We start from the raw sequence: 23701 nt of genomic DNA on the forward strand, positions 1-23701 counted from the left end.
TTCCGCTGTTGGCTATGGCGAGGACGTTCAGGTGAAGCAGAAAACGTTGCCGGTTTAAGTTAGGAAAAAAAAAGCAGCGGCCTTTTGGGCCGCTGCTGGAGTGGTTTTCCACACCTATCCGGTTAAACGGCCTGTTCGACCTGTTCATCCAGCAGTTGTGGAATAATATCGGCAGCATCTCGCGAAAGTTTACGTCTTTTTACGGCGCGAGATGGCGGTTGGCACAGGCTGCATGCGAAGCTGCCAACCGGCTGGTGTGCATGAGTGACAAAATTGCCGCCGCAGCTGTTGCAACGGGATAATTCGAGCATTCCGCTGTCCATAAAACGCACCAGCGTCCAGGCGCGGGTGAGTGCCAGCAGCGGGCCTTCGTCGTTTTCTTGCGGGCATTGCTCCAGGTACAGACGGTACGCTTTGATAACCGCGTCAACGCCTGAACATAACCCGGTGCGCAGCAGATACTGCCAGGCGTTACAGAACATCGATGCGTGGATGTTCTGCTCCCAGGTCATGAACCAGTCCGTGGAAAAGGGCAACATACCTTTTGGCGGCGGGCTGCCCCGCAGCTCTTTATAAAGTTTGATGAGTCTACCGCGGCTAAGTTGCGTTTCACTTTCCAGCATCTGTAAACGTGCGCCAAGGGTAATGAGTTCCATGGCGAGCTGGATATCACGGGCTTCCTGAACAATGCTCTTGTCGGTCATAGATTACGCCCTTTTCTTACGAGCGACGTCTTCGGTGCCATTGGCTTCGTTGAGCAGACGCGTAGAGAGCAGAATACCCGTATGAATCTGCTGCAGATCGTCAACGCGTGATTCTTGTGTTAAACGCGTAATCGACTGATGATCCTGGAAACGGAACTGACAGACGAGCTGATTGGTTTCAGCCAGTTTCACCATTTGCGGAAGAGTCAGGTCGCCAAGCGTGGACGCCATCTCTTCGCTGATCCCCAGACGAAACATCGCAGACGCTTTATCCTGACTGATCAAGCGCTGGGCCAGTAACAGATATGACAGGTTGATGTCATAAATATGTTTCAGCAACTCGGATGTATGCATTTTTCCCATCCAATAACAAACTATTATTTTCAAGCGGCGAAGCCGCACCCCGTGATGTCGCCGGGCAAATCCCGGTAAAAAAATAAATCGTTACGGCCAAAATGCATCGGTGAAACCAGACTTGTCAGTGGACAGTGTCCCCGTCAAATTCGATTTTGTCCCTGGCAGGCTCCGTGCACGCCTTTCATCATTTCCTTACACTTGCTTAAGATTTTTCCTAAATCGAGCAAATCGTACTCGGCGAACATCATTCACACAATGTGCTCATGAGGAGATTTTGGAAAAAGTGTGACGAGTATCACACATTTTCGGAAAAAGTCACTAAAAAAACATCAGAATCGCTTTTATTTTGTTCATTTTTTGAACAATCGAGTGGATAGCAATGAGTAAAATTCCGAATATTCATTCACCCTAAAGTACCATGTAGCACCCGGTTATACTTTCTCACAGCAATTATTTAACCTTCCCGTGTTACCGGTAATCGCTATAAAAGAGACAGTACTGGCAAGCGAGTACTTAAATCAACTAAGCGTTAATATTCAATAAATTAGGATAAATATTAGCAAGCGTGCTAATCATGCAATTCTGAACGGAAAGTGGTCGGATTTGTGATAAGGCTAAGTTTGCAACAAAGTTACAACATGTTACGGAAGGGGAATAATGGGCGAAATATTCCTTTCATTAGAATACTTAAAGTATTGCATGAACCGTTTTACGGCTCACATTTCGTCCTTGTAGCCCTTGTGGGCGTGGGCATCGTGCTATTAAATCATCGCTGTTCCCTGCTGTTTTCTCTTCAGTGACAAGGATATATCTATGAGCTACTCGCATGTGCTGGTTGCCGTGGCCGTCACGCCGGAAAGCCACCGTCTTATCGCCCGCGCGGTTTCAATTGTTAAACCTGTAAACGGTAAGATCACCCTTATTACTATCGCCACAGATCCGGAACTCTTTAATCAAATGTCGGCTCCAATGCTCGAAAATTTGCGCGACGTCATGTATGAGGAGACGCAAACCTTCCTGGAAGCCCTGAAAACCGCAGCCGGATACCCGATTGAGAAGGCCCTCATCGCGACCGGTGAGCTCGGAGAATATATTCACGATATATGTGAAAAAAATGACATCGACCTGGTGATTTGCGGCAATCACAACCAGAGTTTCTTTAGCAAGGCGGTCTGTTCGGCAAAAAGCGTGTTAGCGGCCAGCAGGACCGATCTCCTGCTGGTGGCGCTTGATTAACACTTAAGGAAGATTCCCCGGGCGGAACGCCCGGGAAAGAGATGGCGCGTCAGGCCAGTTTCTGGAAGGTCGCCACTTTCTGTTGCAGTTCACGTTCAGCGCTGCGTGGCGCTATCTGCTTTAGGTCCTGAATAAAGGCCTCCTGCCAGTGGTTGATGTCGTTCTTACGGACAATCTCCAGCATCTCGCTGTGGCGCGCGATACGCTCAGCAAGCGGCATTTTCAGCGCGCGGTCGAGGGCGGCGGCCACATCATCACGATCGTAAGGGTTTACCAGCAGCGCGGCGGTCAGTTCGTTGGCGGCGCCCGCAAACTGCGACAGCACCAGCACGCCAGGGTTTTCCGGGTCCTGCGCCGCCACATATTCTTTAGCGACCAGGTTCATCCCGTCGCGCAGCGGCGTCACCAGACCGACATCCGAATAGCGGAAGACTTTCATCAGCAGCTTACGGTCAAAGTGCTGGTTGAGGTAATAGAGCGGCGTCCAGCCGAGCTGACCATAGCGGCCATTGATGCGCCCGGCCTCGGTTTCCAGCTGATGACGAATATCCTGATACGCCTGCACATCACCGCGCGAGGTCGGCGCAATCTGCGTATAGCGAATTTTGCCGTGGTGCTCCGGGTATTTCTCAAGCAGCGTCTCGAACGCCTGGAAACGCTCAGGAAGCCCTTTGGAATAGTCGAGGCGCTCCACTGAGAAGATGTTCTTCACATTGGCAAGCTCGGCCTTCAGCTGCGCGAGCTTCGGCGGCAGCGGGCCTGCTGAGGCCTGCGCAATCTCTTCTGGCTCAATACCAATCGGATAGACTTTGGTGCGGAACGTTTTACCGTAAGCGGTATGCTCGCCGTCGCTGTTGGTCGAGAGGTGCGTCTGGGACGCCAGGCAGTCCAGGAAGGCGACGCGGTCGTTTTCCGTCTGGAAGCCCAGCAGATCGTAATCGCACAGCTGCTCCAGCAGCTCGGTGTTCGTCGGTAACGCGTTGAAGATTTCCGGCGTCGGGAACGGAATATGCAGGAAGAAACCGATGCGGTTATTCACGCCGCGCTTGCGCAGTTCGCTCGCGAACGGCAGCAGATGGTAATCGTGGATCCACAGATTATCGTCCGGCTCAATCAGCGGTTTGAGTTTGTCCGCCAGCAGGCTGTTGACGCGCAGATACCCTTCCCAGGCGTCGCGCTGGAAATTGACGAGATCCAGACGGTAGTGGAAAGCGGGCCACAGCACGGCGTTGGAGAACTGGTTGTAGTAGAGCTCATGATCTTCCTCGTTCAGATTGAACGAGGCCCAGGTAATGTTGCCCTGGGTGACTTTTTTCAGCGGCGCATTTTCATCGCCGATTTCACCGCTCCAGCCAAACCACAGGCCGCCTGCTGCTTTCAGCGCTCCCAGTATCCCTACCGCGAGCCCCCCTGCGCTACTCTTTTTATCATCCGGCGGGGCAATACGATTAGATACTACGACTAAGCGACTCATAGCCTTCTCTCCTTTTATTCAGAATTTTTTTTTCTTGTTCTTGATGTTGAGTGACGCGCTCCAGCCACGCGTGAACGGCAGAGACACCGGCAAGGCGCCATTTGGCCTGGGTATCGCCCTGCCCGACTTTCACGCTGATACCATTGTGCTGGTTAACGACATAAAACCCGGCTTCGTCGGTGAGATCGTCACCCACAAATACCGGCACGCGGCCTGCGAACGGCGCTTCATTCATGAATGCCTCGATAGCCGCGCCCTTATTAATGCCCAGCGGTTTTAACTCCACCACGCATTTACCCGGTTGCAGACCCAGCTGCTTATGCTCGCTGGCAATGCGCTGCGCGAGCGCCATAACGCTCTCTTCGTACTCCGGCGCGCCGCGATAATGCAGCGCGAACGCCATTCCCTTTGCCTCAAGTTCGGTGCCGGGCATCGTCGCCAGCGCCGATTCCAGTTGCTGATGCAGGCTCGCTACCAGCGTTTCGGGCAGCGTCACCACATGATGCTGACCGCCGATATCACGACGCTCGGCCCCGTGAACCCCGGCTAGCGGAAAATGGTGCGGTACGGCAAGCTGATCCAGCTCCGTCATGGAACGTCCTGAAATCAGTGCCAGCGCGCCGTCATTCATGTCGGCGAGTTTTTGCAGAAGGCGACGAACCTCGGAAGGAATGAACACTTGATCGGGATGCGGCTTGATGTCGGCAAGCGTGCCGTCAAGGTCGAAAAAAAAGGCAAGATTTTCGCGGTCTACGGGCGGTACTGCTAACTCTTCGGCCACCAGTGTTTCCTCCTGTCCTTACGGGTTGAACAGCTAACCCTGAGGTTATCTGATAGTTTTAATGACCGTGTAAGTATAGACAGTGTGACGAGTGTCGCCATTCGGCAACGCCTTCCGCCTGTCTGAAAAAACAGGTCGGAAGGCGTTTTTGGGAAGTAATGAGGAGATAAAAACCGTTATGCCACGCGTTTCGCTTTCTGTTTGTAACGGTCGAAGATCACCGCTGCCAGCAGGATCAGGCCGCGCACCACGTACTGCGCGAACGGCGAGATATTGAGTAAATTCATGGCGTTTTCGACGGTGCCGAGAATCAGGATACCCGCCACCACATACGAGATTTTTCCTATGCCGCCTTTCAGAGAAACGCCACCCAGCACGCACGCGGAGATGACAATCAGCTCATAACCGATAGAGGTCATCGGCTGGCCGCTGGTCATGCGCGAGGCGAGAATAATCCCCGCCGCGGCGGACACCAGCCCTGAGAGCACAAAGATAATGATTTTGGTGCGCACGACTGGCACGCCCGCCAGGCGCGCGGCTTCTTCGTTGCCGCCAATCGCGAGCGTATTGCGCCCGAACGTGGTTTTATTAAGCAGGAAGCCAAACACAATCAGACAGGCGACGGTCAGCCAGATAGGCGCCGGCAGCCCGAGCCAGTTGGCGTAGCCGAGGGTAAAGAAGCTTTCGTCTTCGATGCCCACCGCTTTACCGTCAGAGATGATATACGCGAGACCGCGCACAATCTGCATCGTGGCGAGCGTGGTGATGAGCGCGTTGATTTTAAGCCTGGCGATAACAAAGCCGTTGACCAGACCGCTTACGACGCCGAGCAACAAGCCTGCCGCGACGCCCAGCCACAGGCTTTCAGTCATATTAATGACCACCGCCGTGGTCACGCCCGCGCAGGCGATAACCGACGCGACCGAGAGGTCAAAATCCCCGGAGGCGAGGCAGAACAGCATACCGCAGGCCACCATCCCGGACATCGAGATAGCGAGCCCCAGGCCTTTCATATTGATAAAGGTGGCGAAGTTCGGCACGAAGATAGCGCAGGCGAGGAACAGCACGGCGAAGACGACCAGCATGCCGTACTGATCCCAGATGCGACCCACGGAGAATGAGGACTTCGGCGCACCGGATGTGGTTAGTGATGACATAATTTCTCCTTACTTAAGCGACAGCCTGGCTGGTTTTTGGCATCGCGAGGCTGAGCGCCGTTGATTCGCTGGCCTCCTCGTGCAGTAATTCACCGGCGATTTCACCTTCGCGCATCACAAGAATGCGGTCGGCCACGCCGAGGACTTCCGGCAGATCGCTGGAGGCGAACAGTACCGCCACCCCCTGCGCCGCCAGCGCGTAAATCACGTTGTAGATCTCATGCTTCGCCCCGACGTCAATCCCACGGGTCGGCTCATCGAGCAGGATCACTTTCATTTCCTCGGACAGCCAGCGCCCAAGAATGGCCTTCTGCTGGTTGCCGCCGGAGAGATTCATAATCAGCTGCTCAGCGCCGGGGGTTTTGATATTCAGGGAGCGAATATGATGGCGGGCGTTTTCCTGCTCCCAGCCGTTGTTGATAAGGCAGCCCGCGCTGATGTGCTTGCGCCGCGCGCTGATGTTGATGTTGTCCTGCACCGAGTGCACGGGAATGATGCCGTCGGCTTTGCGATCTTCCGGGCAGAGCATCATGCCCGCGCGGATAGCATCGCCCGGCGCGCGGATAGCCACCGGTTCGCCGTCGATCAGCACCTGGCCGCTGGTGATGCGCGTGCCGCCGAACATGCCTTTCATTAATTCGCTGCGCCCGGCGCCCACCAGCCCGAAGAGGCCGACAATTTCGCCGCTCCTGACGCTTAAGCTCACCGGCGCGCGCACGCCTGGCGCTTTCACCGCGTCGAGGCGCAGCCGCTCCGGGCCGTATTCGCGCGGCTGCCAGCCGTAGATATCGCCGAGATCGCGCCCGACCATCGCCTGCACCAGGCTGTCGTGGTTCACCTGCTGCATATCGCTGAAGGTGCGCACGTAGCGGCCATCCTTAAAGACCGTGATGGCGTCGCTTAAGGCGAAAATCTCTTCCATACGGTGCGAGACGTACAAAATCACGCGCCCTTCTTTGCGAAGCTCGCGGATAACGCGGAACAGATGCTCGATTTCACGCGCCGAGAGCGAGCTGGTCGGCTCATCGAACGCGATGATTTTGGCGTTACGCGCCAGCGCTTTGGCAATTTCCACCATCTGCCACTGGCCGATAGAGAGATATTTCAGCGGGGTCTGCGGATCGATATCGAGCCCGAGATGTTCCAGCTGGATTTTTGCTTCATAGTTGAGCAGCGAACGATTGACTATCCCGGCCTTGTGAGGGATCTGGCCCAGATAGATGTTTTCCGCGACGCTCATCTCCGGCACCAGATGCAACTCCTGGTAGATGATGGCGACGCCCGCGTTGAGCGCCGCCGTGGTGTCGCTAAAGGTGACCTCTTCGCCTTTGATGGCGATCGAGCCGGTGGTCGGCGCGTAGTTGCCGCTGAGAATTTTCAGCAGCGTCGATTTCCCGGCGCCGTTTTCGCCCATCAGCGCATGCACCTGCCCTGCGTGGCAGTCAAAGCTGATATCGGAAAGCGCCTTCACGCCGGGAAAGGTTTTCCCGATGCCGCGAAACGAGAGATAGGGTGAAGATGTCTGCATGATACCTCCGGGCCACTCAAAAAGCGGGCGCGCACGCGCGCCCGAACCGCGATAAATCGCCCATTACTTGCCGCCGAGACCTTTTTTCGCCAGTTCCTCTTTAAAGTTGTCGCGGGTGATCAGCACCACGTCGGTGACTTCGGTGAACTTCGGCGGCTCAGCGCCTTTGGTGACCCAGTTGTAGAGCATTTCGCTGGATTTATAGCCATGTACGTCCGGGCTTGGCAGCAGCGAGCCGTAGAAGCCGGTGGCCTGCGCTTTAGAGAGTTCGCTGACCGCGTCCACGCCGTTAATGCCGATACCGATAACGTCAGCGGCTTTAAAGCCCTGCCCTTCAGTCGCGCGCACGCCGCCCAGCACGGTGTTGTCGTTCATACCGACCACTAGCCAGTGTTTCACTTCCGGGTGCTGAACCAGCATGGAGTTGGCGGCATCGAACGCGCCGGGGATGTCGTTGGATTTGGTAGGGACTTTATAGATCTGTTTTTCCGGGAAGCCGGCGGCTTTCAGCGCGTCCATCGAGCCGCTGGTGCGGCGGCGCGCGGTGTCGAGCTCATCGGCGGTGATAGCCATGACCGCGGTTTCTTTCACATCCCAGCCGCGTTTTTGCATCTCTTTATAGAGTTCCTGGCCCTGACGCTCGCCGATTTTGGTCGCGGCCATCATCACCAGCGGCACGGTTTCCATCGGTTTGCCTTTGGCGGTGACGAACTGGTCATCGACGGCAATGACTTTCATGTCGTAACCGCGTGCTTTCGCAACAATCGCCGAGCCGAGTTTCGGATCCGGCGTACAGATAACAAAGCCTTTGGCGCCGCTCGCCGCGAGGCTGTCGATGGCGTTGAGGGTTTTCTCGCCGTCCGGCACCGCGATTTTGATCACTTCAAAACCGAGATCCTTGCCGGCTTTGTCGGCGAATTTCCATTCGGTCTGGAACCACGGCTCTTCAGGCTGTTTCACCAGAAAACCGAGCTTCATGGTCTCTGCGATAGCGGATTGTGACATAACGGCGGCGAGCCCAATGGCCGCCAGCGCTTTAGTAAATTTGTGCATGGTTATCTCCAGCTTTAGCTTTCTTTTATGCAGGGTAAAAACCTGAAAGGTTCTTTTAATCGGACAGAAAACAACGCATTAGCCGTTCACTCCGGGAAGCGGCGATTGCTGGAGATAGTTTTAGCGGGAAATTAATTCTCCATAGGAGAGCGAAATCACATCATGGAATTACAGTGATTGCGTACATAAATACAGCAATATCGGGCATAAATTCAGCCCGATATGTATGATGATTGAGAAGGGGCTTAGCAGATATCTCCATAAGCTCAGCCGGGGAATCCTTGAGGGCTACCAGCAGGTAGCGAGACCGTCTGCCTTACCGAAGAGCGGATCGTGCGACGGCGTCGTCACCTGCGCCACCTGGTTGAGCGTTTGCGCCAGCTGCGCGGGTTCATCAAGGAATTTATCGGGCGAGAGCCCCTCGGGGTAAGCGCCTACGGCCATAAAGTCGGCGCTGGCGTCGATTTGCTTATGCCCGACGCCTGCCGGGATCAGCACCGCGTCGCCCGTGCGCAGCGTCACCACCGGGCCCGCGTCGCCGCCGAGCTGGATTTGCGCTTCGCCCGCATAAATGCCGAGCACTTCATGCGTGTTGGTGTGGAAATGGGTATAGGTGAAGACCGGATAGCGCCAGCGGGCGGGCCATTCGTGCTGCGCGAAGCGCTGCTCAAACCAGACCGCCGCGTCGTCTGCGTCCGCGGGCAGCACCTGCCGGTACAGCAGCACCGGCAGCGCGTTATTGGGCACCCCACCGCAGGGCTCGCGCAGATACAGCGTTTCACACGCGTTAGTCATACTCTCCTCCTTTCGCGAACGTCCGGTAAGTATAGCCCGCCGTGGCCGCCCGCTTTACCAGGGGTAATAGATGTGTTTAGCGTGATCGCGCGCGGCCACTTCATCGCCGGTTAAGCGCGCCGCGATAGTCAGCGCGAAGTCAAACACGCGCCCGAGCCCTTTGCCGCTCATAAGATTGCCATCCTCTACCACCGGCGCGTCCACATACTCGCCGTCCCGCACGTCCCGCCACAGCTCGCCCGAACAGACATAACGCCGCCCTTTCAGCAGCCCGTTGCCGCCGAGCACCCGCGCGGCGGCGGAGCAGACAGGACAGATAAGTTTTCCGGCGTTATCGTGGCGTGCGACAAACGCGATAACCTGCGGGTCCGCCGCGAGATTCACGCTGCCCTGCGGACCGCCCGGCAACACCAGCGCGTCGTAGGTGTCGTCAAGGCGCTCGGCGAGGCGCGCGTCGGCCACCAGCGGTATCGCGTGGTAGCTCACCACGGCGCGCGTGTCGGCGCAGGCGAGCATCTCTACCGCAATGTTTAGCCGTCGTAATATATCGATAGTGACAATGGCTTCTCCCTCTTCAAAACCTGGCGCCAGCAGCACCGCCGCTCGTTTCATTTCTCGCTCCTGTTGATTGTGCTTATTACGATCCCGTCACATCGGGCTCGCACAATAATGAAACAATGTTTCAAGTATAATCCGGCGCTGTATCACGTTTTAAGAAAGAAACGGTTGGACTGGCAAAAGCCCCCATTTATACCAGGCTTAATACATCAGGAACGATAACGCACGCTTCTTTAATTACGGTTGATGAGTGGCGGCCAGCCGGGATGTGGCAGGCCTGAAGCGCACTTGTCGCGGTCAATGACCGTTCTCCCTTTAACCTGTCAATAAGGATATTTTTATGGCTCCCATCGGCGTGGTGCAGAAACTGAATGCACAAATGAACCAGGAGTTTTACGCATCGAATTTGTGCCTGTATTACAGCGACTGGTGCGCGCAGCAAAGCCTCAACGGCAGCGCGACGGTCCTGCGTCAGCAGGCGCAGCATAACGTGACGCAAATGATGCGTTTATTCGATTATCTGAAACAAACCGGCGCCAACCCTGTGGTCGGCGCGCTGAAATCGGTCAAGCCCGATTGCTCAAGCCTTGAGGCGATTTTCCACCAGATGCAGGAGGAACTCACCGGACGGCGCACGGCGCTGGCGCGCCTGATGAGCGAGGCGCATACCGCTCATGACGAGGCGATGCTCGCCATGCTCGGCGACTTCGCCCAGGAGCTGCGCCAGGACGAGACGCTGCTAGAAACCATCGTGCATGAGCTTTCCAGCGCCCGTCAGGCCGGGCTGTGCGCCGAAGAGGCGGACCAGCGCCTGCTTGGGATGATGGAACAGACCCTGTAAACCTGAAACAGACCGCCCCGCGCCCTCATCCGAGGGCGCTGTTGTTTCTGCCGTCAGCCTTTCGGTTACTTCATCACCCGTTCCAAGGTTAACCAAAAGTTAACAATGTACTGTTTTTGTTAGCTTTTTATAAATCCGATCTGGCTCCCAATGGTTTTCCACACAATTTGTAATGCTTAAGCGATTCACCCAACGTTGTGTGGCAGGAGCTTTATGATCACCCTCGAATTTATCGTCATTATTCTGTGTCTGCTGGCCGGCACCCGCTTCGGCGGAATGGGCCTTGGCTTAATCAGCGGCATCGGGCTGTTTCTTTTAACCTTTATTTTTGGACTGGAGCCGGGCAAGCCGCCGGTGGACGTGATGCTGACCATCCTTGCGGTGATCGGCTGCGCAGCCACACTGCAAACCGCAGGCGGCCTGAACGTGATGATGCAGTTCGCCGAGCGGCTGCTGCGCCGTCACCCGCAGCACATCACGCTGCTGGCGCCGCTCACCACCTGGACGCTGACCTTTTTATGCGGCACCGGCCATGTGGTGTACACTATGTTCCCCATCATCGCGGATATCGCGCTGAAGAAAAACATCCGCCCCGAGCGGCCGATGGCGGTGGCGTCCGTCGCCTCGCAGATGGCGATCACCGCCTCGCCGGTATCGGTCGCGGTGGTGTCGCTGGTCTCGATTCTCGGCGCGCAGCACGGCGTCGGCGAGGCGTGGAGTATTCTTGAAATTCTCGCGGTATCGGTGCCTGCCTCGCTGTTCGGCGTGCTGATTGCGGCGCTATGGAGCCTGAAGCGCGGTAAAAATCTGGAAGACGATGAGGCGTTCCAGGCGCGCCTGCGCGACCCGAAACAGCGTGAGTTTATCTACGGCGGCAGCGAAACGCTGATGAACCAGCGCTTTGATAAACACGCCTGGTGGTCAACCTGGATTTTCTTCGCTGCCATTGCGCTGGTCGTGCTGCTCGGCGCGGTGACCGCGCTGCGTCCGGCCTTTGAGGTAAAAGGCAAAATCGCCCCGCTCTCCATGAACCTGGTTATCCAGATGATGATGCTGATCGCGGGCGCCGTGATGCTGGTGGTCTGTAAAGTGAACGCCGCCTCTATTTCCAGCGGCGCGGTATTTAAAGCGGGGATGGTGGCGATTTTCTCAGTCTTCGGCGTGGCGTGGATGAGCGATACGTTTTTCCAGGCGCATCTCGCGGAGCTGAAAATGGCGCTGGAAGGCGTGGTGAAGAGCCACCCGTGGACCTACGCGCTGGTGCTGTTTCTGGTCTCCAAGCTGGTGAACAGCCAGGCGGCAGCGCTGACCGCCGTCGCGCCGATGGGGCTGATGCTCGGCGTAGAGCCGAAAATGCTGGTGGCGTTTTTCCCTGCCTCCTACGGCTATTTCGTACTGCCGACCTACCCAAGCGATCTGGCATGCATCGGCTTTGACCGCTCCGGCACGACCCGCATCGGCAAGTTCATCTTAAACCACAGCTTTATTCTGCCAGGCCTGATTGGCGTCAGCTGCGCCTGCGCCGCCAGCTATCTGCTGGTGGAGCTTTTCTTCTGATTATTCTTCTTAAACAGGGCGGCCTGCGGGCCGCCTGCACAAATCTTCCAGACTGTTGTTAACGATTCGTTATGCTAGAGTTTCCTTTCGCAGGAGACGCTATGGCAAAAGACTGGATTGAACTACGACAGCACGCTGACACCGGCATCGAAACTATCCGCGCGCACTTTGAAGGCCACGCCTACGATCCGCACTGGCATGACAGCTATCTGGTGGGCGTGACGCTCTCCGGCACCCAGCAGTTTCACTGCCGCCGGGAGCGCCATCACAGCACGCCCGGCGCCGCGTTTCTGCTGGAGCCCGGCGAGACCCACGACGGCGACGCGCCGGTGGCGGGCGGTTTTACCTATCTCACGTTTTATCTGGATGAGCGCTGGCTGCGCGACACCCTCGGCGGGCTTTACGCCACGTTGCCGGACCGTTACGAGCTGCGCTTCGCCCACACTATCGCCCGCGATCCGACGCTCACGCAGGCCATCGCCACCACATTCAACACGCTGCATCAGGATGAGATGCGTATTGTGCAGCAGGGCGTGATGGACACCCTGCTCAGCCAGCTGACGCACCACTGCCAGTGGCGCAAACGGCTGCCCGGTGAAATTCGCGATGCGCGTATGGCCCAGCGCGCCCGCGATTATCTTTGCGCGCACATCGGCGACAATATTGGCCTCGCGGAACTGGCGCAGGCGCTGGAGACCGACCGCTTTACGCTTTCACGCAGCTTTAAGCACGCCTTCGGCATGACGCCGCACGCGTGGCTGGTGCAGTTGCGCCTCGCCCGCGCCAGAACGCTGCTCTCGCGTGGCATGATGCCCGCCGAGGTTGCCGCAGCACTCGGTTTCGCTGATCAAAGCCATCTTGGCCGCTGGTTCCAGCGCGCCTACCGGCTCTCGCCCGCCCACTACCGCAGACTCTGCACGAATCTTCCAGACCCGACACGCTGACGCCGCGAAGATAGAGGCTCAACAACCAGGAGATCCTATGAGCCTGCTTTCACAACAGCTGCCGTTTTTATTCTTCGCGTTTGTCGCCTCGATTACGCCCGGGCCGACGAATATTCTCATACTCACCAACAGCCAGCGCTACGGCGCACGCGCGACGCTACCCGCAGTGGCGGGTGCCTGTTTCGCCTCCAGCGCCATTGTGTTGATCTCCGGCGTCGGGCCCGGCGAAGCGCTGCGCCATGCGCCGTGGCTGGCGCGCCTGATGGCGCTTGCGGGCGCGCTGTGGCTGACGTGGATGAGCTGGCAGCTTTTCACCTCGCCTGCCGCGACGCTTGCGGGAGACGCGACGCGTCCGTTCAGCGCGCGGGCGGCGGCGGCGTTACAGCTGATTAACCCGAAAACCTGGATGATGGCGATGGCGGTCGTGACGGTATTCGCGCCGCAGGAGGGCCGCGCGCTATTCACGCTCTTGTTTCAGGCGCTGGGCTTTCTGGTGATTTCGCTGGTCTGTCTTGTCGCCTGGGCGTGGCTGGGCCGCGGCGTGCACCGCGTGTTTCGCAGCGACAGAGCGCTGGTGCGCTTTCAGAGGGTGATGGCGCTCTGGCTGCTGGCCTGCGCCTGGATGGGCTTCTTTCAGTAACAACGGCCCCGGCAGGGGCCGCGTTGCTTAGTGCGCTTCGCTCTGCGGGGTGAAGCGCAGCTCAATCAGCGCCACCGCTTTCTGGATAGCGCGCAGCGTCACCGGGTCAGCGGAAGGATGGCCTGCGAAATCGATGCTTTTCAGCTGGCTGGCCATTTTGTCGCGCACTTCCACAGGTGCGATGACGTCGATAACGTCGAGGATCTGTTTGATGACCAACTGGCAGGCGACCACGTCGGAAACCAGTTCATCTTCGGCGGTGAGGGATTGTGACATTGCGTTCTCCTTAGCGTGAAGGCGCACATAGTAGCGGCAAAGCCCGGCAAATGCGACCTTGACGCCGCAGGCAACTAAAATGAACCGAAGTTTTAATAAGAAGAAAACCTGGGTTTGCGAACGCAGCGAAAGCGGGTATAACCAGAACGTCAGGCATAAAAAAACCTGCCAGGCGGCAGGTTTTTTATCAGAACATCCCGGCAGGCGGAACGTCTTTGAAGGTTTTGCAGTAGTTTTCAAACATGCTTTTGAGGATCTTACGCAGTTTCATGCGGGCTCCGGTGTTGTTCATTATGGTTAACGGAATGCTGTACGGCAATAATATGACTTACATCACAAAAATCAACCATTTTGTGATTAAAATCACACCAATAAGTTAATGAACATGTGCTTAATGTTAATAAATTGCTGATAATTCCGGCGTTTAACGATTGCATCTTTTGGTGAAAATTTATAAAAAATTTTTAGGGAGCAGGCATGGGTCAGAAGCTGGCGAAACCGGGCGCAGGCGGGGTGTCTCCCGCCGCGCTGCTGGTGGCAGGCGCCTTCTTTATGGAGTTTCTCGACGGAACGGTGATCGCCACGGCCCTGCCGACGATGGCGCAGACCTTCGGCGTCGACGCCGTCGCGCTTAATATCGGCATCAGCGCGTATCTGCTGACGCTGGCGGTGTTGATCCCGGCCAGCGGCTGGATTGCCGACCGCTTCGGCGCGCGCCGGGTGTTTACCGTGGCGCTGGGCATTTTCACCGGCGCGTCGGTGCTGTGTGGGCTTGCGAATTCGCTGGAGACGTTTGTGCTGATGCGGGTGTTGCAGGGCGCGGGTGGCGCGCTGATGGTGCCGGTCGGGCGGCTCGCAGTGCTGCGCGTGACGCCGAAACATCAGCTTATCACAGCGATCGCGACGCTTACCTGGCCCGCGCTGGTGGCTCCGATTATCGGGCCGCCGCTCGGCGGGTTTATCACCAGCTACGCCAGCTGGCGCTGGATTTTCTTTATTAATCTGCCCGCAGGGCTGCTGGCGATGGCCCTCGCCTGGCGCATTATTCCTGATAACCATGACGACGCCCGCCGCCCGTTCGACACGCCAGGGTTTATCGCCACGGCACTCGCGATGGTAGCGCTGGTTTGCGCGATGGAGATGCTGGCCGCGCGGGACTCGAACGGTTTGTTAACGGGCGCGTTGTTGCTGGCGGGCGGCGGCGCGCTTATCTACGCGCTACGCCATTTTCGCCGCGCGCCGTTTCCGATGATTCGCCTCGATGCGCTGGCGGTGCCGACGTTCCGGGTGACGATGTATGGCGGTTCGCTGTTTCGCACCTCCATCAGCGCCGTGCCGTTTTTGCTGCCGCTGCTGTTTCAGGTGGGGTTCGGAATGGACGCGTTTCACTCGGGGCTGCTGGTGCTGGCGGTTTTTGCAGGGAATCTGACTATCAAGCCCGCCACCACGCCGCTTATCCGCTGGCTCGGGTTTAAAAAACTGCTGCTGATTAACGGCCTCCTGAACGTGCTGGCGCTGCTCGCCTGCGCGTTGCTGACGCCCCAGACGCCGGTGTGGCTTATTTTGCTTATCCTCTTTCTGGGCGGCGTGTTTCGCTCCATTCAGTTTACCGGCGTCAGCACGCTGGCGTTTGCCGATGTGCCCGCCGGGGAAATGAGCTACGCCAATACGCTCTTCAGCACCGCCACCCAGCTGGCGGTCGGGCTGGGCGTGACGCTCGGCGCCATCGGCATCCGGCTGGGCGAAGTGATAAGCGAGGCTTTTTTCACGACCGCTGTTCCGGGCCTGAGCTTCCGGCTGGCGTTTGTGATGATGGCGCTGCTGAGCCTCGCAGGCATGGTGGATACGCTGCGGCTCGCCGCACACGCCGGCAGCAGCGTATCCGGCAAACAGGCATAAAAAAGCCAGCCCGCGGGCTGGCGTATTGTCCGGCGTGATGCGATTAGCCGAGGATGCTGCGTACGAACCCTTCGATCTCTTTATCCTGGCAGTTATCGAAGAAGCACTGCTGGAAACGCTCGCCGGAGACCGCGGTTTTCACCAGTTCCGGATCGATGGCGCGCAGGGTGTCGAGATAGTTATCTTTCACCACGGCGGCTTTCACCTGGTTCAGAATACCCGCGTTGCGCACCTGCGGCTCTTTACGCTCCGGCGGATAGCCCTCGCCGTTGCGCCCGGTAAAGGCTTTCTCAAAGATGAAACGCACGTTGAGTTCCGCGCCCCAGCCGAAGCCTTTTGCGAACGGCAGCGCCAGCGCGTTGCCGTTGTTGATCTGCGCGAACAGGAAGGCGTCTGCCGGATCGATGCAGTAGCCGCACACCACGCCCGGATGAATATTCAGGGACATCAGCGCGCCCTGGCCGGTGCCGCAGCCGGTGACCACGAAATCCACCGCTCTGGAATTCAGCAGGATGCTCGCCATGATCCCGAGGTGGATGTAGGTCAGGTGATGATCGTTCTCATCGCTCATGCCCACGTTGTACACCGGGAACGCTTTCTCATCCGCCACCGCTTTCAGCTCTTTATAGATGATTGCGTTTTTGGCCGCCTGACTGTTTTCCATCATCAGTGCAATTTTCATTAGGTTGTCTCCTGAAAAGGCTATGAATAGCAAACTGTGAACTCACCATACTATCCGTCAAACGCACTTTCAAATTAAATGAAAGATTGTTTTAAAAAATAGAGTGAGGCTCACAGTTTTCTTTCACACGCCTGCGTTCAGAAGGTTTCCCAGTTCTCGGCACCAGACACGCTTTTCGTCGCCGCCGCGCCCGCCAGCGCAGGACGCACCAGCGGCGCGGCGGTAGCGGCCGGTGCGGCGCGCTCGCGCTGACCGCGCAGGCGGAATAGCCCCACCACTTCGGTGAGATGCGCAGCCTGACGCTCCAGATCGTTTGAGGAGAGCACCGACTGCTGCACCAGCTGCACGTTCTGCTGCGTGACCGCGTCCATTTCTTTGACCGCCACGCCAACCTGGCTGATGCCGTCGCTCTGCTCGCCGGAAGCGCTCGCGATCTCGCCCATGATGTCGTTAACCTGACGTACCGCGACAAGGATCTGATCCATCGCCTCGCCCGCCTTCTTCACCTGACCGGAGCCGGTCTGGATATTGGCGACCGACTCGTTAAGCAGCGTTTCTATCTCTTTCGCCGCCTGGGCGCTTCGGCTCGCGAGATTGCGCACTTCGCCCGCCACCACCGCAAACCCGCGGCCCTGCTCGCCCGCGCGCGCCGCCTCCACCGCCGCGTTGAGCGCGAGGATGTTGGTCTGAAACGCAATGCTGTTAATCACCGTGGTGATATCGACGATTTTGCTGGAGCTGCTGGAGATGCGCGACATGGTTTCCATGACCTCCTTCACGGAGGCCCCGCCTGCCTGCGCGGTGCGCGTGGCGTTGCCGGAGAGCGTGCTGGCGTGGCTCGCGTTTTCCGCGTTGAGTTTTACCGTGCTGCTGAGCTGCTCCATGCTGGAGCTGGTTTGCTCAAGCGCGGCCGCCTGCTCTTCGGAGCGCGTGGAGAGTTCGTTGTTAACGCCAGTGACCTCGCCCGCATGGCTGCGGATGCTGTCTGCGCTCGCGCGAATGGCGCTGACCGTTTTTTCCCAGTTATCCTGCATGCGCTGAATATAAGGCACCATCAGCCCGACGCAGTTGCTGCCGAGATCCTGCAGTTTCACCTCCAGATTGCCGTCAGCCAGCACATGCAAATGCTCACGAATAGTTTCCACGGGGCGAACCAGACAGAGGTAAAGATAGCGTTCCATCAGAACGGTAAGGGCGATACTGCCCACGACTGAAAGGCTTAATATCAGTTGGGTAGTATCGACCCAGCTTGCCTGTTCAGGGCTCAGTTTAAGACTATTTTCCAGGTGATGTAGAAACCAGAGCGTCGCTCCGGACACGCCCACCCAGACGATGGTTGATAAGAGCAAGACCCATACAACCATCGCACGGATTTTTACGTTACGGATAAAGTTCATAGTCGATTCCCGGTGTTAAGAAGCCGTCCCTGAGCGAATCAAGACGGTATCTGTCCCGGTCCTCTCTGCATTTCTTTTTTACGTACAGATAAAGACTTACCGTATCGTAGTTGTCGGCCTGCGCCTGGAAAACTTCAGCTTTGAAACAATAAAGTTAAGTAATTATTCAAGGTCACGTCACGTTACTGACGGGTAAAGACGCGGGAAACGGGGTGAACCGGGGGCTTTTCAGTCGATTGGCGCGCGCGGCAACGTGGCATGATGCTATTAAGGCAAACTTTGTGAGAAAACCGATGCGCAAGGTCATTTTGATTACCGCCCTGCTCGCGCTGGGCGGCTGCACCATCACCAAAACGCCGGAAATTGTCGGCGGCAGTAAAGTTACCGGCACCGTCAGGCTCGGTATCAGCGAGCAACCGCTGCAACATGCCAAAGTGGATAACTACGTGGCGCAGTCGATAGCGAATCGTCAGTGTCAGGACTGGGGCTACGCCGTGGCCGAAGCCTATGGCGCACCCGTGAAGACGTGCTCCGTGATAACCGGCACGCAATGCATGACGGAATCTATCGTGCTGGAGTACCAGTGCCGCGGCTTTACCATCAATAACCGCGCCGTTGGCGGCTGGTAATCACGCTTTACAGCCATCGGCATCCGGCGATGGCTGAGATTTTTTATTTCCGCAAGGTTGCGCCGTCAGGCCACCGCCTGCTCCGCTATTTATTTCTTCTTCCTGCTTATTCCCTTTATTTAAACAGCAATAATAATTCTCATTTAATTATTAAATGCGTTTAATTCCCGTTTGCATTATTAACGCCACGCCTTTTTTATTTTATCTTTTGCAAACAGTTTAATAACAAATTATAGTGCAGCGATAATTACCCCCCCTATTGCGGAGCGAAATATGCTGAAGCCGGATATGATTGAAAAACTCAATGAGCAGATGAATCTTGAACTCTATTCTTCGCTGCTTTATCAACAGATGAGCGCCTGGTGCAGCTATCACAGCTTTGAAGGCGCCGCCGCGTTTCTGAGCCGTCACGCACAGGAAGAGATGACGCACATGCAGCGTCTGTTTAACTACCTGACCGACACCGGCAGCTTCCCGCGAATCAACGCTGTACCGTCGCCGTTTGCCGAGTATGCGTCGCTTGATGCGTTATTCCAGGCTACCTATGAGCATGAGCAACTGATCACCCGCCAGATTAATGCCCTGGCCCATGTAGCGATGACCACCCAGGATTATCCCACCTTTAATTTCCTGCAGTGGTATGTCGCTGAACAGCACGAAGAAGAGAAACTGTTTAAATCCGTGCTGGATAAACTGAGCCTTGCGGGTAAAAGCGGCGAAGGTCTCTATTTTATCGATAAAGAACTGGCGACCCTCGACACCCAGGCCTGATATTTTCCCGGTAATGACGCCTGTCATTACCGGTCTTCCTTTGCGTTAATTCTTACCCCACCTTTTATTTAATCCTCCGTATTTTCTGACACGTTCACGCGTGGGAGATCCTGCGTCGGTGTTCGCATTGTTACTGTAAATAATTCATTACATTTCACGTAACGTCAGTTTGACGAATTGCGCGGAATTCTTTACCCTGCGCAGCATAAATTTTCAGAGGATCGTTCCAGGACAGTACACCGCGTGAAGAACCGCACTCTTGGCAGTATTTTTATCGTCGCCGGCACTACGATCGGCGCAGGGATGCTGGCGATGCCGCTCGCGGCGGCAGGCGTCGGCTTTGGCGTGACGGCGCTGTTGCTCTTTTTGCTGTGGGCGCTGATGTGCTATACCGCGCTGCTGCTGGTGGAGGTGTATCAGCATCAGCCCGCCTCGACGGGCCTCGGCACGCTGGCGTTGCACTATCTCGGCAAACCGGGGCAGTGGCTCGCGGGCTTTAGCATGTTGTTTTTAATGTACGCGCTGACAGCCGCCTATATCAGCGGCGCGGGCGAGCTGCTGGCCTCAAGCCTTAGCCAGTGGCTCGGGATGACTATTACGCCTGCAACCGGCGTGCTGGCCTTTACGCTCGCGGGCGGGCTGATTGTCAGCATCGGCACGCACAGCGTCGATTTGGTAAACCGGCTGCTGTTTACGGCCAAAACGATTTTTCTGGTGGTGATGCTGGGGCTGATGATGCCGCATATTCGTCAGGCAAATCTGTTGACGCTGCCGGTCGAACAGGGGCTCGCGCTCTCCGCCCTGCCGGTGATTTTTACCTCGTTCGGCTTTCACGGCAGCGTGCCGAGTATCGTCAGCTATATGAAAGGCGATGTGCGCAAACTGCGGCTGATATTTATCACCGGCAGCGCTATCCCGCTGGTGGCGTATCTGTTCTGGCAGCTCGCCACGCTCGGGGCCATCCCCTCGACGACGTTTATGGGCCTGCTGGCCACACACGCCGGACTAAACGGGCTGTTGCAGGCCGTGCGCGATGTTGTCGCCTCGCCGCATGTGGAGCTGGCCGTGCATCTGTTTGCCGATCTCGCGCTCGCGACCTCGTTCCTCGGCGTATCGCTCGGACTGTTTGATTACCTTGCGGATATGCTTAAGCGTCGGCGCACCGTGGCGGGCCGCGCCCAGAGCGGGCTAATGACCTTCGTGCCGCCGCTGGCCTTTGCGCTTTTCTACCCGCAAGGGTTTGTGATGGCGCTCGGCTACGCAGGCGTGGCGCTGGCTGTGCTGGCGCTGCTGCTGCCGGCGATGCTCGCCTGGCAGAGCCGCAAACGCCACCCGGCAACCTGGCAGGTCGCGGGCGGGAAAGCGATGCTGGCGGTGGTTTTCGTCTGCGGCGTCGGCATCGTGGTCATTCAGTTTCTGATTAGCGCAGGCGTATTACGCGAAGTGGGGTAACCACAAATAAGCCCCGTCTGACGGGGCTTTTTTAGGGTTATTCGTGACTCAGCGCCTTACTGAAATAAAAGCGCGAATGGCCCGCCAGATAATCCGGCGCCACACCGTAAACGTCATAACCCTGCTTGCGGTAAAAATCAGGGGCCTGAAAACTGAAGGTGTCGACAAATATCCGCTTGCAGCCGCGCTTACGCCCTTCTTCTTCAGCCATCGCCATCAGCGTCGCGCCGGTGCCCTGCCCGCGCAGCGATTCGTCAACCCAGAGAAACTCGATATGCATGCAACCCCAGTGGCTGCGCCCGGTCAGGCCCGCCGTCAGGTTCCCCTGCGCGTCATTGACGCTGATAATCAGCTCCTGCAGGTCTGGCGTCATGTGCATCGCGTTATAGAGGCCAAGCTGTTTTCTGATGCGCGCCTTGAGTTCATCATCGGGGGTGTCGGTAAGCCGGTATTCCATCGTCGTCTCCTTGTTATCACAAAGAAACCATAAGCGTTTATGTTCAATCCGGTAACCCCTGAAAACCGGCAGGGTTCTTAGCTGGCAAGGTTTGTCGTGTTCGAGCCACGGGTCGAAAAAAAAGCCAGTCCTCATGGACTGGCCCAGTATGTGATAGTTTGCGCCGTCCTGGCCCTTGTTCCGCAATGTACGATTCTCCCCCGAAGTCGTCTGCGACAGAATGGCTCAACCCTGGGGCCTGTCAGCTGACCGGAAAACTCATTGCAGTGAGTGGATAGCACCATGATGGGGTGCACTTAAAAAGTAGCAGCAGATCGGAAAAACGAATACATGATATATAGCTGTGCGCGAATTTATTATCGCAATGTGACTATGATCAAATCGTGCATCGTACGCCGCTCGTATTTTCATGCCGTGTCAGTAAAGCGGACCGGACGCTGGCCTGGCGTGGATAGAAAAACCCCCTTTGCCTGCCCGCAGGTCTTACGCCTGCGCGCCGTAATCAGATAATTCGTGTAATGAGTCACCCAGCGCGGTGGCACCCCCCTAAATGGATGCGGAGTGAGGCAGCGCCAGATAACCTTATGGCCGTCCAGGCATGTAAGCGGTTGAAATAAATATTGCTAAACAAAAATTTATATGACTTAATAAGGTCCTCGGTTTGGAATACAGACCTTATGAACGCAGTTTTAGTAAAGCAGTCCTCAGTTCAAGTGCTATCAATAGATATCCTTCCTCATGAGCCTTCTCCTAAGTGCCAAATAAGTTTCTCTCTAATGACAGGCCATCATCGCCGCGTTTAGTGGCTCAAATATTAAGGAAGTATCTATGTCTAACAAAATGACTGGTTTAGTAAAATGGTTTAACGCTGATAAAGGTTTTGGTTTTATCACCCCGAATGACGGCAGCAAAGATGTGTTTGTACACTTCTCTGCTATCCAGAGCGACAATTTCAAAACGCTTGATGAAGGCCAGCAGGTCTCCTTCACCATTGAAAATGGCGCTAAAGGCCCGGCAGCAGGCAATGTGACGCCGCTGTAAGCCGCAATAAGCATCGGTATGCCTGCGACCGCGACGAAGGTTATTTCCTGAGCCATCAGGTTATACTGATAAAAAAACCCGCCTTGTGCGGGTTTTTTATTATCTTAATTGAGTACATCCCTTCATTTAACCTCCACGCCTCAAATGCCCTGTCAGCCCGCAAGCATATTAACGTTCAGGGCCGCATCAAAGGTTCAATACCTATCCATTTCAACGTCGGCTGCCAGCAAAGTTTAAGCGCAGGAAGTGGAATTTTCTGGCCTTCTGATTCGAGCTCACCTGGATAAATAGTCCAGTTTACGTTCGCCTGCTTGCGATAAATTTTAAAGACGACATAAGCTGAACCATAGTCATCGTTGTTGGTAATTCTCGGGACATTACGGTGCACTTCATCGCTGTTAATATCATAGGGTGAGAGCCTGGCATATTTCATGTTGTTCTCCGGAAAATCGTAAGGGAACGACGTCGTACCAAGAAAAACTTCAGGTCGTGCGTTAATACGCTTTCCATCCCCCAGGTCTATATAGGCTTTACGGGTATCCAGCATGACAGGTACAGGCGGTTGCCCTTTGCTTCCTGGTCGCGAAGGACGTTGTCGGCCTTTGTTCCAGACCACCAGCTGAACATAAAATTCCGGCCGGGCCTCAGGGCCCTGTACACGCGGGAGCGTAAAATCGCCTTGTTTTTCTGGCATATAATTGCCGGGGATGGCGTGATCGTAGAGCCAGGTTTCAATGACGATGCTTTTCTTCCCGCCAGGGCTGTCGATACTGAATTCATACTCACTTTTGCACAGATCAATATAACCAGGCCGCTCTCTTGGATAGGGTATACATCCCCCTAAAAGCGTAACGGCAAGCGTAGCAACCATACCCCATTTGAGGGGGCCTGTGAGTAACATGATGACGTCCCTTTAAAAGATCTGAAGGCGTAGCTTAGAGGAGTACTGCTTCGTCATCAACCTGCCAGATTTGCCCACACTTCACTGTCAGAGGGCGCATTCAGGCAAAGAGGGGCATGAGAGTATACGCGAGTAAATCCGGTCGCGAATAACGTCAGGAAGGATGTCAGGAGAACGTGGCAGAAAATAAAAAACCACCCGAAGGTGGTTTGCACGACACTGCTTATTGCTTTGATTATTCTTGTGTTTCCCATGGTGCCCGGGGCGGGACTTGAACCCGCACAGCGCGAACGCCGAGGGATTTTAAATCCCTTGTGTCTACCGATTTCACCACCCGGGCTCGGGAAGAAAGTGGAGGCGCGTTCCGGAGTCGAACCGGACTAGGCGGATTTGCAATCCGCTACATAACCGCTTTGTTAACGCGCCAGAATTGCGTTGCCTTTTCAGGCGGATACCAGCAAAGGGCTGATATCAGAATTTGGAGCGGGAAACGAGACTCGAACTCGCGACCCCGACCTTGGCAAGGTCGTGCTCTACCAACTGAGCTATTCCCGCTTATCGAAGTAATTTT

General features: G+C 56.2%; 25 protein-coding genes and 3 tRNA genes. 10 read left to right on the plus strand and 18 right to left on the minus strand.

Features of this window, described 5'->3' with window-relative positions; translation table 11 throughout:
* Positions 1-122: 122 nt before the first annotated feature.
* Positions 123-704 (minus strand): flagellar transcriptional regulator FlhC, encoded by a 582-nt coding sequence (gene flhC, locus AFK67_RS12485; protein ID WP_007719451.1) that lies wholly within the window; start codon positions 702-704, stop codon positions 123-125.
* Positions 705-707: 3 nt separating this feature from the next.
* A complete protein-coding gene (flhD, locus tag AFK67_RS12490; RefSeq protein ID WP_015741652.1) occupies positions 708-1058 on the minus strand; it encodes a flagellar transcriptional regulator FlhD in 351 nt (116 codons plus the stop codon).
* An 816-nt stretch (positions 1059-1874) separates the two neighbouring features.
* Between flhD and uspC the strand changes: the two genes are divergently transcribed.
* Positions 1875-2297, plus strand: coding sequence for a universal stress protein UspC (gene uspC, locus AFK67_RS12495; RefSeq protein ID WP_007719456.1), 423 nt, complete (start codon positions 1875-1877; stop codon positions 2295-2297).
* A gap of 49 nt (positions 2298-2346) precedes the next feature.
* On the opposite strand, the gene otsA is transcribed toward uspC, so the two are convergent.
* The 7 genes from otsA to AFK67_RS12530 all read right to left on the minus strand — a co-directional run bounded on the left by otsA (position 2347) and on the right by AFK67_RS12530 (position 9697).
* A complete protein-coding gene (gene otsA, locus AFK67_RS12500; protein ID WP_007719459.1) occupies positions 2347-3771 on the minus strand; it encodes an alpha,alpha-trehalose-phosphate synthase in 1425 nt (474 codons plus the stop codon).
* Complete coding sequence (gene otsB, locus AFK67_RS12505; protein ID WP_038883289.1) at positions 3746-4552, minus strand: trehalose-phosphatase; 807 nt, start codon at positions 4550-4552, stop codon at positions 3746-3748. The genes otsA and otsB overlap by 26 nt, the downstream gene beginning before the upstream one ends.
* Positions 4553-4728: 176 nt before the next feature.
* On the minus strand, positions 4729-5712 hold the full coding sequence (gene araH, locus AFK67_RS12510) for an arabinose ABC transporter permease AraH (protein ID WP_200863222.1): 984 nt from the start codon (positions 5710-5712) through the stop codon (positions 4729-4731).
* A 10-nt stretch (positions 5713-5722) separates the two neighbouring features.
* The gene (gene araG / locus AFK67_RS12515; protein WP_007719476.1) at positions 5723-7237 is read right to left on the minus strand and encodes an L-arabinose ABC transporter ATP-binding protein AraG; all 1515 of its coding nucleotides are present in this window, start codon (positions 7235-7237) and stop codon (positions 5723-5725) included.
* Between the two features lie 63 nt (positions 7238-7300).
* Positions 7301-8290, minus strand: coding sequence for an arabinose ABC transporter substrate-binding protein AraF (gene araF, locus AFK67_RS12520; RefSeq protein ID WP_007719479.1), 990 nt, complete (start codon positions 8288-8290; stop codon positions 7301-7303).
* A 288-nt stretch (positions 8291-8578) separates the two neighbouring features.
* Positions 8579-9085, minus strand: coding sequence for a cupin domain-containing protein (locus AFK67_RS12525; RefSeq protein ID WP_007719481.1), 507 nt, complete (start codon positions 9083-9085; stop codon positions 8579-8581).
* A 54-nt stretch (positions 9086-9139) separates the two neighbouring features.
* On the minus strand, positions 9140-9697 hold the full coding sequence (locus AFK67_RS12530) for a DJ-1/PfpI family protein (RefSeq protein ID WP_007719485.1): 558 nt from the start codon (positions 9695-9697) through the stop codon (positions 9140-9142).
* Between the two features lie 286 nt (positions 9698-9983).
* Between AFK67_RS12530 and AFK67_RS12535 the strand changes: the two genes are divergently transcribed.
* The 4 genes from AFK67_RS12535 (at position 9984) to AFK67_RS12550 (ending at position 13625) form a co-directional block, all read left to right on the plus strand.
* The gene (locus tag AFK67_RS12535; RefSeq protein ID WP_007719493.1) at positions 9984-10484 is read left to right on the plus strand and encodes a non-heme ferritin-like protein; all 501 of its coding nucleotides are present in this window, start codon (positions 9984-9986) and stop codon (positions 10482-10484) included.
* 213 nt (positions 10485-10697) lie between these two features.
* Positions 10698-12041, plus strand: coding sequence for an anaerobic C4-dicarboxylate transporter (locus AFK67_RS12540; RefSeq protein WP_007719496.1), 1344 nt, complete (start codon positions 10698-10700; stop codon positions 12039-12041).
* 101 nt (positions 12042-12142) lie between these two features.
* Positions 12143-12985: an AraC family transcriptional regulator gene (locus AFK67_RS12545; RefSeq protein WP_038883283.1), complete on the plus strand. Its 843-nt coding sequence runs from the start codon at positions 12143-12145 to the stop codon at positions 12983-12985.
* Between the two features lie 37 nt (positions 12986-13022).
* Positions 13023-13625: a LysE family translocator gene (locus AFK67_RS12550; protein WP_007719501.1), complete on the plus strand. Its 603-nt coding sequence runs from the start codon at positions 13023-13025 to the stop codon at positions 13623-13625.
* A gap of 27 nt (positions 13626-13652) precedes the next feature.
* Here AFK67_RS12550 and AFK67_RS12555 read toward each other — a convergent pair whose 3' ends face one another.
* Entirely contained in the window at positions 13653-13901 is a 249-nt protein-coding gene (locus AFK67_RS12555; RefSeq protein WP_007719504.1) for a DUF2766 family protein, read from the minus strand.
* A gap of 187 nt (positions 13902-14088) precedes the next feature.
* Entirely contained in the window at positions 14089-14172 is an 84-nt protein-coding gene (gene azuC, locus AFK67_RS22885) for a stress response protein AzuC (RefSeq protein WP_015386592.1), read from the minus strand.
* Positions 14173-14378: 206 nt separating this feature from the next.
* Here azuC and AFK67_RS12560 point away from each other — a divergent pair, with 206 nt between their 5' ends.
* Complete coding sequence (locus AFK67_RS12560; protein WP_007719510.1) at positions 14379-15800, plus strand: MFS transporter; 1422 nt, start codon at positions 14379-14381, stop codon at positions 15798-15800.
* Between the two features lie 43 nt (positions 15801-15843).
* On the opposite strand, the gene AFK67_RS12565 is transcribed toward AFK67_RS12560, so the two are convergent.
* Positions 15844-16482: an RpiB/LacA/LacB family sugar-phosphate isomerase gene (locus tag AFK67_RS12565; RefSeq protein WP_007719514.1), complete on the minus strand. Its 639-nt coding sequence runs from the start codon at positions 16480-16482 to the stop codon at positions 15844-15846.
* Between the two features lie 137 nt (positions 16483-16619).
* Positions 16620-17879 carry a methyl-accepting chemotaxis protein gene (locus tag AFK67_RS12570; RefSeq protein ID WP_038883280.1) on the minus strand — a complete coding sequence of 420 codons (1260 nt, stop codon included), beginning with the start codon at positions 17877-17879 and terminating at the stop codon, positions 16620-16622.
* A gap of 281 nt (positions 17880-18160) precedes the next feature.
* Here AFK67_RS12570 and yecR point away from each other — a divergent pair, with 281 nt between their 5' ends.
* From yecR to tyrP, 3 genes are all read left to right on the plus strand, one after another.
* On the plus strand, positions 18161-18508 hold the full coding sequence (gene yecR / locus AFK67_RS12575; protein WP_007720219.1) for a YecR family lipoprotein: 348 nt from the start codon (positions 18161-18163) through the stop codon (positions 18506-18508).
* Between the two features lie 273 nt (positions 18509-18781).
* Positions 18782-19279 (plus strand): non-heme ferritin, encoded by a 498-nt coding sequence (gene ftnA / locus AFK67_RS12580; protein ID WP_007720215.1) that lies wholly within the window; start codon positions 18782-18784, stop codon positions 19277-19279.
* Positions 19280-19522: 243 nt separating this feature from the next.
* Positions 19523-20731, plus strand: a complete 1209-nt coding sequence (gene tyrP / locus AFK67_RS12585) for a tyrosine transporter TyrP (RefSeq protein WP_007720213.1) — start codon at positions 19523-19525, stop codon at positions 20729-20731.
* Between the two features lie 37 nt (positions 20732-20768).
* Here tyrP and AFK67_RS12590 read toward each other — a convergent pair whose 3' ends face one another.
* A complete protein-coding gene (locus tag AFK67_RS12590) occupies positions 20769-21188 on the minus strand; it encodes a GNAT family N-acetyltransferase (protein WP_007720210.1) in 420 nt (139 codons plus the stop codon).
* Positions 21189-22016: 828 nt separating this feature from the next.
* Between AFK67_RS12590 and cspE the strand changes: the two genes are divergently transcribed.
* The gene (gene cspE / locus AFK67_RS12595) at positions 22017-22229 is read left to right on the plus strand and encodes a transcription antiterminator/RNA stability regulator CspE (protein ID WP_007720208.1); all 213 of its coding nucleotides are present in this window, start codon (positions 22017-22019) and stop codon (positions 22227-22229) included.
* 175 nt (positions 22230-22404) lie between these two features.
* Here the strand turns inward: cspE and AFK67_RS23450 are convergent, their stop codons facing one another.
* The 4 genes from AFK67_RS23450 to AFK67_RS12615 all read right to left on the minus strand — a co-directional run bounded on the left by AFK67_RS23450 (position 22405) and on the right by AFK67_RS12615 (position 23685).
* The gene (locus AFK67_RS23450) at positions 22405-23130 is read right to left on the minus strand and encodes a hypothetical protein (protein ID WP_234012991.1); all 726 of its coding nucleotides are present in this window, start codon (positions 23128-23130) and stop codon (positions 22405-22407) included.
* Between the two features lie 253 nt (positions 23131-23383).
* Positions 23384-23470: transfer RNA gene (locus AFK67_RS12605), tRNA-Leu, on the minus strand.
* A 12-nt stretch (positions 23471-23482) separates the two neighbouring features.
* Positions 23483-23556, minus strand: a tRNA-Cys gene (locus AFK67_RS12610).
* 53 nt (positions 23557-23609) lie between these two features.
* Positions 23610-23685: transfer RNA gene (locus AFK67_RS12615), tRNA-Gly, on the minus strand.
* Positions 23686-23701 lie beyond the last annotated feature (16 nt).

It is taken from the genome of Cronobacter dublinensis subsp. dublinensis LMG 23823 (genome assembly GCF_001277235.1).
Classification (GTDB): Bacteria; Pseudomonadota; Gammaproteobacteria; order Enterobacterales; family Enterobacteriaceae; genus Cronobacter; species Cronobacter dublinensis.

Bases quoted from the DNA above. Each gene is read 5' to 3' on its own strand.
- AFK67_RS12555 (WP_007719504.1), bottom strand. From the start codon at position 13,901: ATGTCACAATCCCTCACCGCCGAAGATGAACTGGTTTCCGACGTGGTC.
- araG (WP_007719476.1), bottom strand. From the start codon at position 7,237: ATGCAGACATCTTCACCCTATCTCTCGTTTCGCGGCATCGGGAAAACC.
- ftnA (WP_007720215.1), top strand. From the start codon at position 18,782: ATGCTGAAGCCGGATATGATTGAAAAACTCAATGAGCAGATGAATCTT.
- AFK67_RS12540 (WP_007719496.1), top strand. From the start codon at position 10,698: ATGATCACCCTCGAATTTATCGTCATTATTCTGTGTCTGCTGGCCGGC.
- flhD (WP_015741652.1), bottom strand. From the start codon at position 1,058: ATGCATACATCCGAGTTGCTGAAACATATTTATGACATCAACCTGTCA.
- azuC (WP_015386592.1), bottom strand. From the start codon at position 14,172: ATGAAACTGCGTAAGATCCTCAAAAGCATGTTTGAAAACTACTGCAAA.
- flhC (WP_007719451.1), bottom strand. From the start codon at position 704: ATGACCGACAAGAGCATTGTTCAGGAAGCCCGTGATATCCAGCTCGCC.
- araF (WP_007719479.1), bottom strand. From the start codon at position 8,290: ATGCACAAATTTACTAAAGCGCTGGCGGCCATTGGGCTCGCCGCCGTT.
- AFK67_RS12550 (WP_007719501.1), top strand. From the start codon at position 13,023: ATGAGCCTGCTTTCACAACAGCTGCCGTTTTTATTCTTCGCGTTTGTC.
- otsA (WP_007719459.1), bottom strand. From the start codon at position 3,771: ATGAGTCGCTTAGTCGTAGTATCTAATCGTATTGCCCCGCCGGATGAT.
- AFK67_RS12560 (WP_007719510.1), top strand. From the start codon at position 14,379: ATGGGTCAGAAGCTGGCGAAACCGGGCGCAGGCGGGGTGTCTCCCGCC.
- AFK67_RS12565 (WP_007719514.1), bottom strand. From the start codon at position 16,482: ATGAAAATTGCACTGATGATGGAAAACAGTCAGGCGGCCAAAAACGCA.
- uspC (WP_007719456.1), top strand. From the start codon at position 1,875: ATGAGCTACTCGCATGTGCTGGTTGCCGTGGCCGTCACGCCGGAAAGC.
- AFK67_RS12530 (WP_007719485.1), bottom strand. From the start codon at position 9,697: ATGAAACGAGCGGCGGTGCTGCTGGCGCCAGGTTTTGAAGAGGGAGAA.
- AFK67_RS23450 (WP_234012991.1), bottom strand. From the start codon at position 23,130: ATGTTACTCACAGGCCCCCTCAAATGGGGTATGGTTGCTACGCTTGCC.
- AFK67_RS12570 (WP_038883280.1), bottom strand. From the start codon at position 17,879: ATGAACTTTATCCGTAACGTAAAAATCCGTGCGATGGTTGTATGGGTC.
- cspE (WP_007720208.1), top strand. From the start codon at position 22,017: ATGTCTAACAAAATGACTGGTTTAGTAAAATGGTTTAACGCTGATAAA.
- AFK67_RS12535 (WP_007719493.1), top strand. From the start codon at position 9,984: ATGGCTCCCATCGGCGTGGTGCAGAAACTGAATGCACAAATGAACCAG.
- AFK67_RS12545 (WP_038883283.1), top strand. From the start codon at position 12,143: ATGGCAAAAGACTGGATTGAACTACGACAGCACGCTGACACCGGCATC.
- AFK67_RS12590 (WP_007720210.1), bottom strand. From the start codon at position 21,188: ATGGAATACCGGCTTACCGACACCCCCGATGATGAACTCAAGGCGCGC.
- AFK67_RS12525 (WP_007719481.1), bottom strand. From the start codon at position 9,085: ATGACTAACGCGTGTGAAACGCTGTATCTGCGCGAGCCCTGCGGTGGG.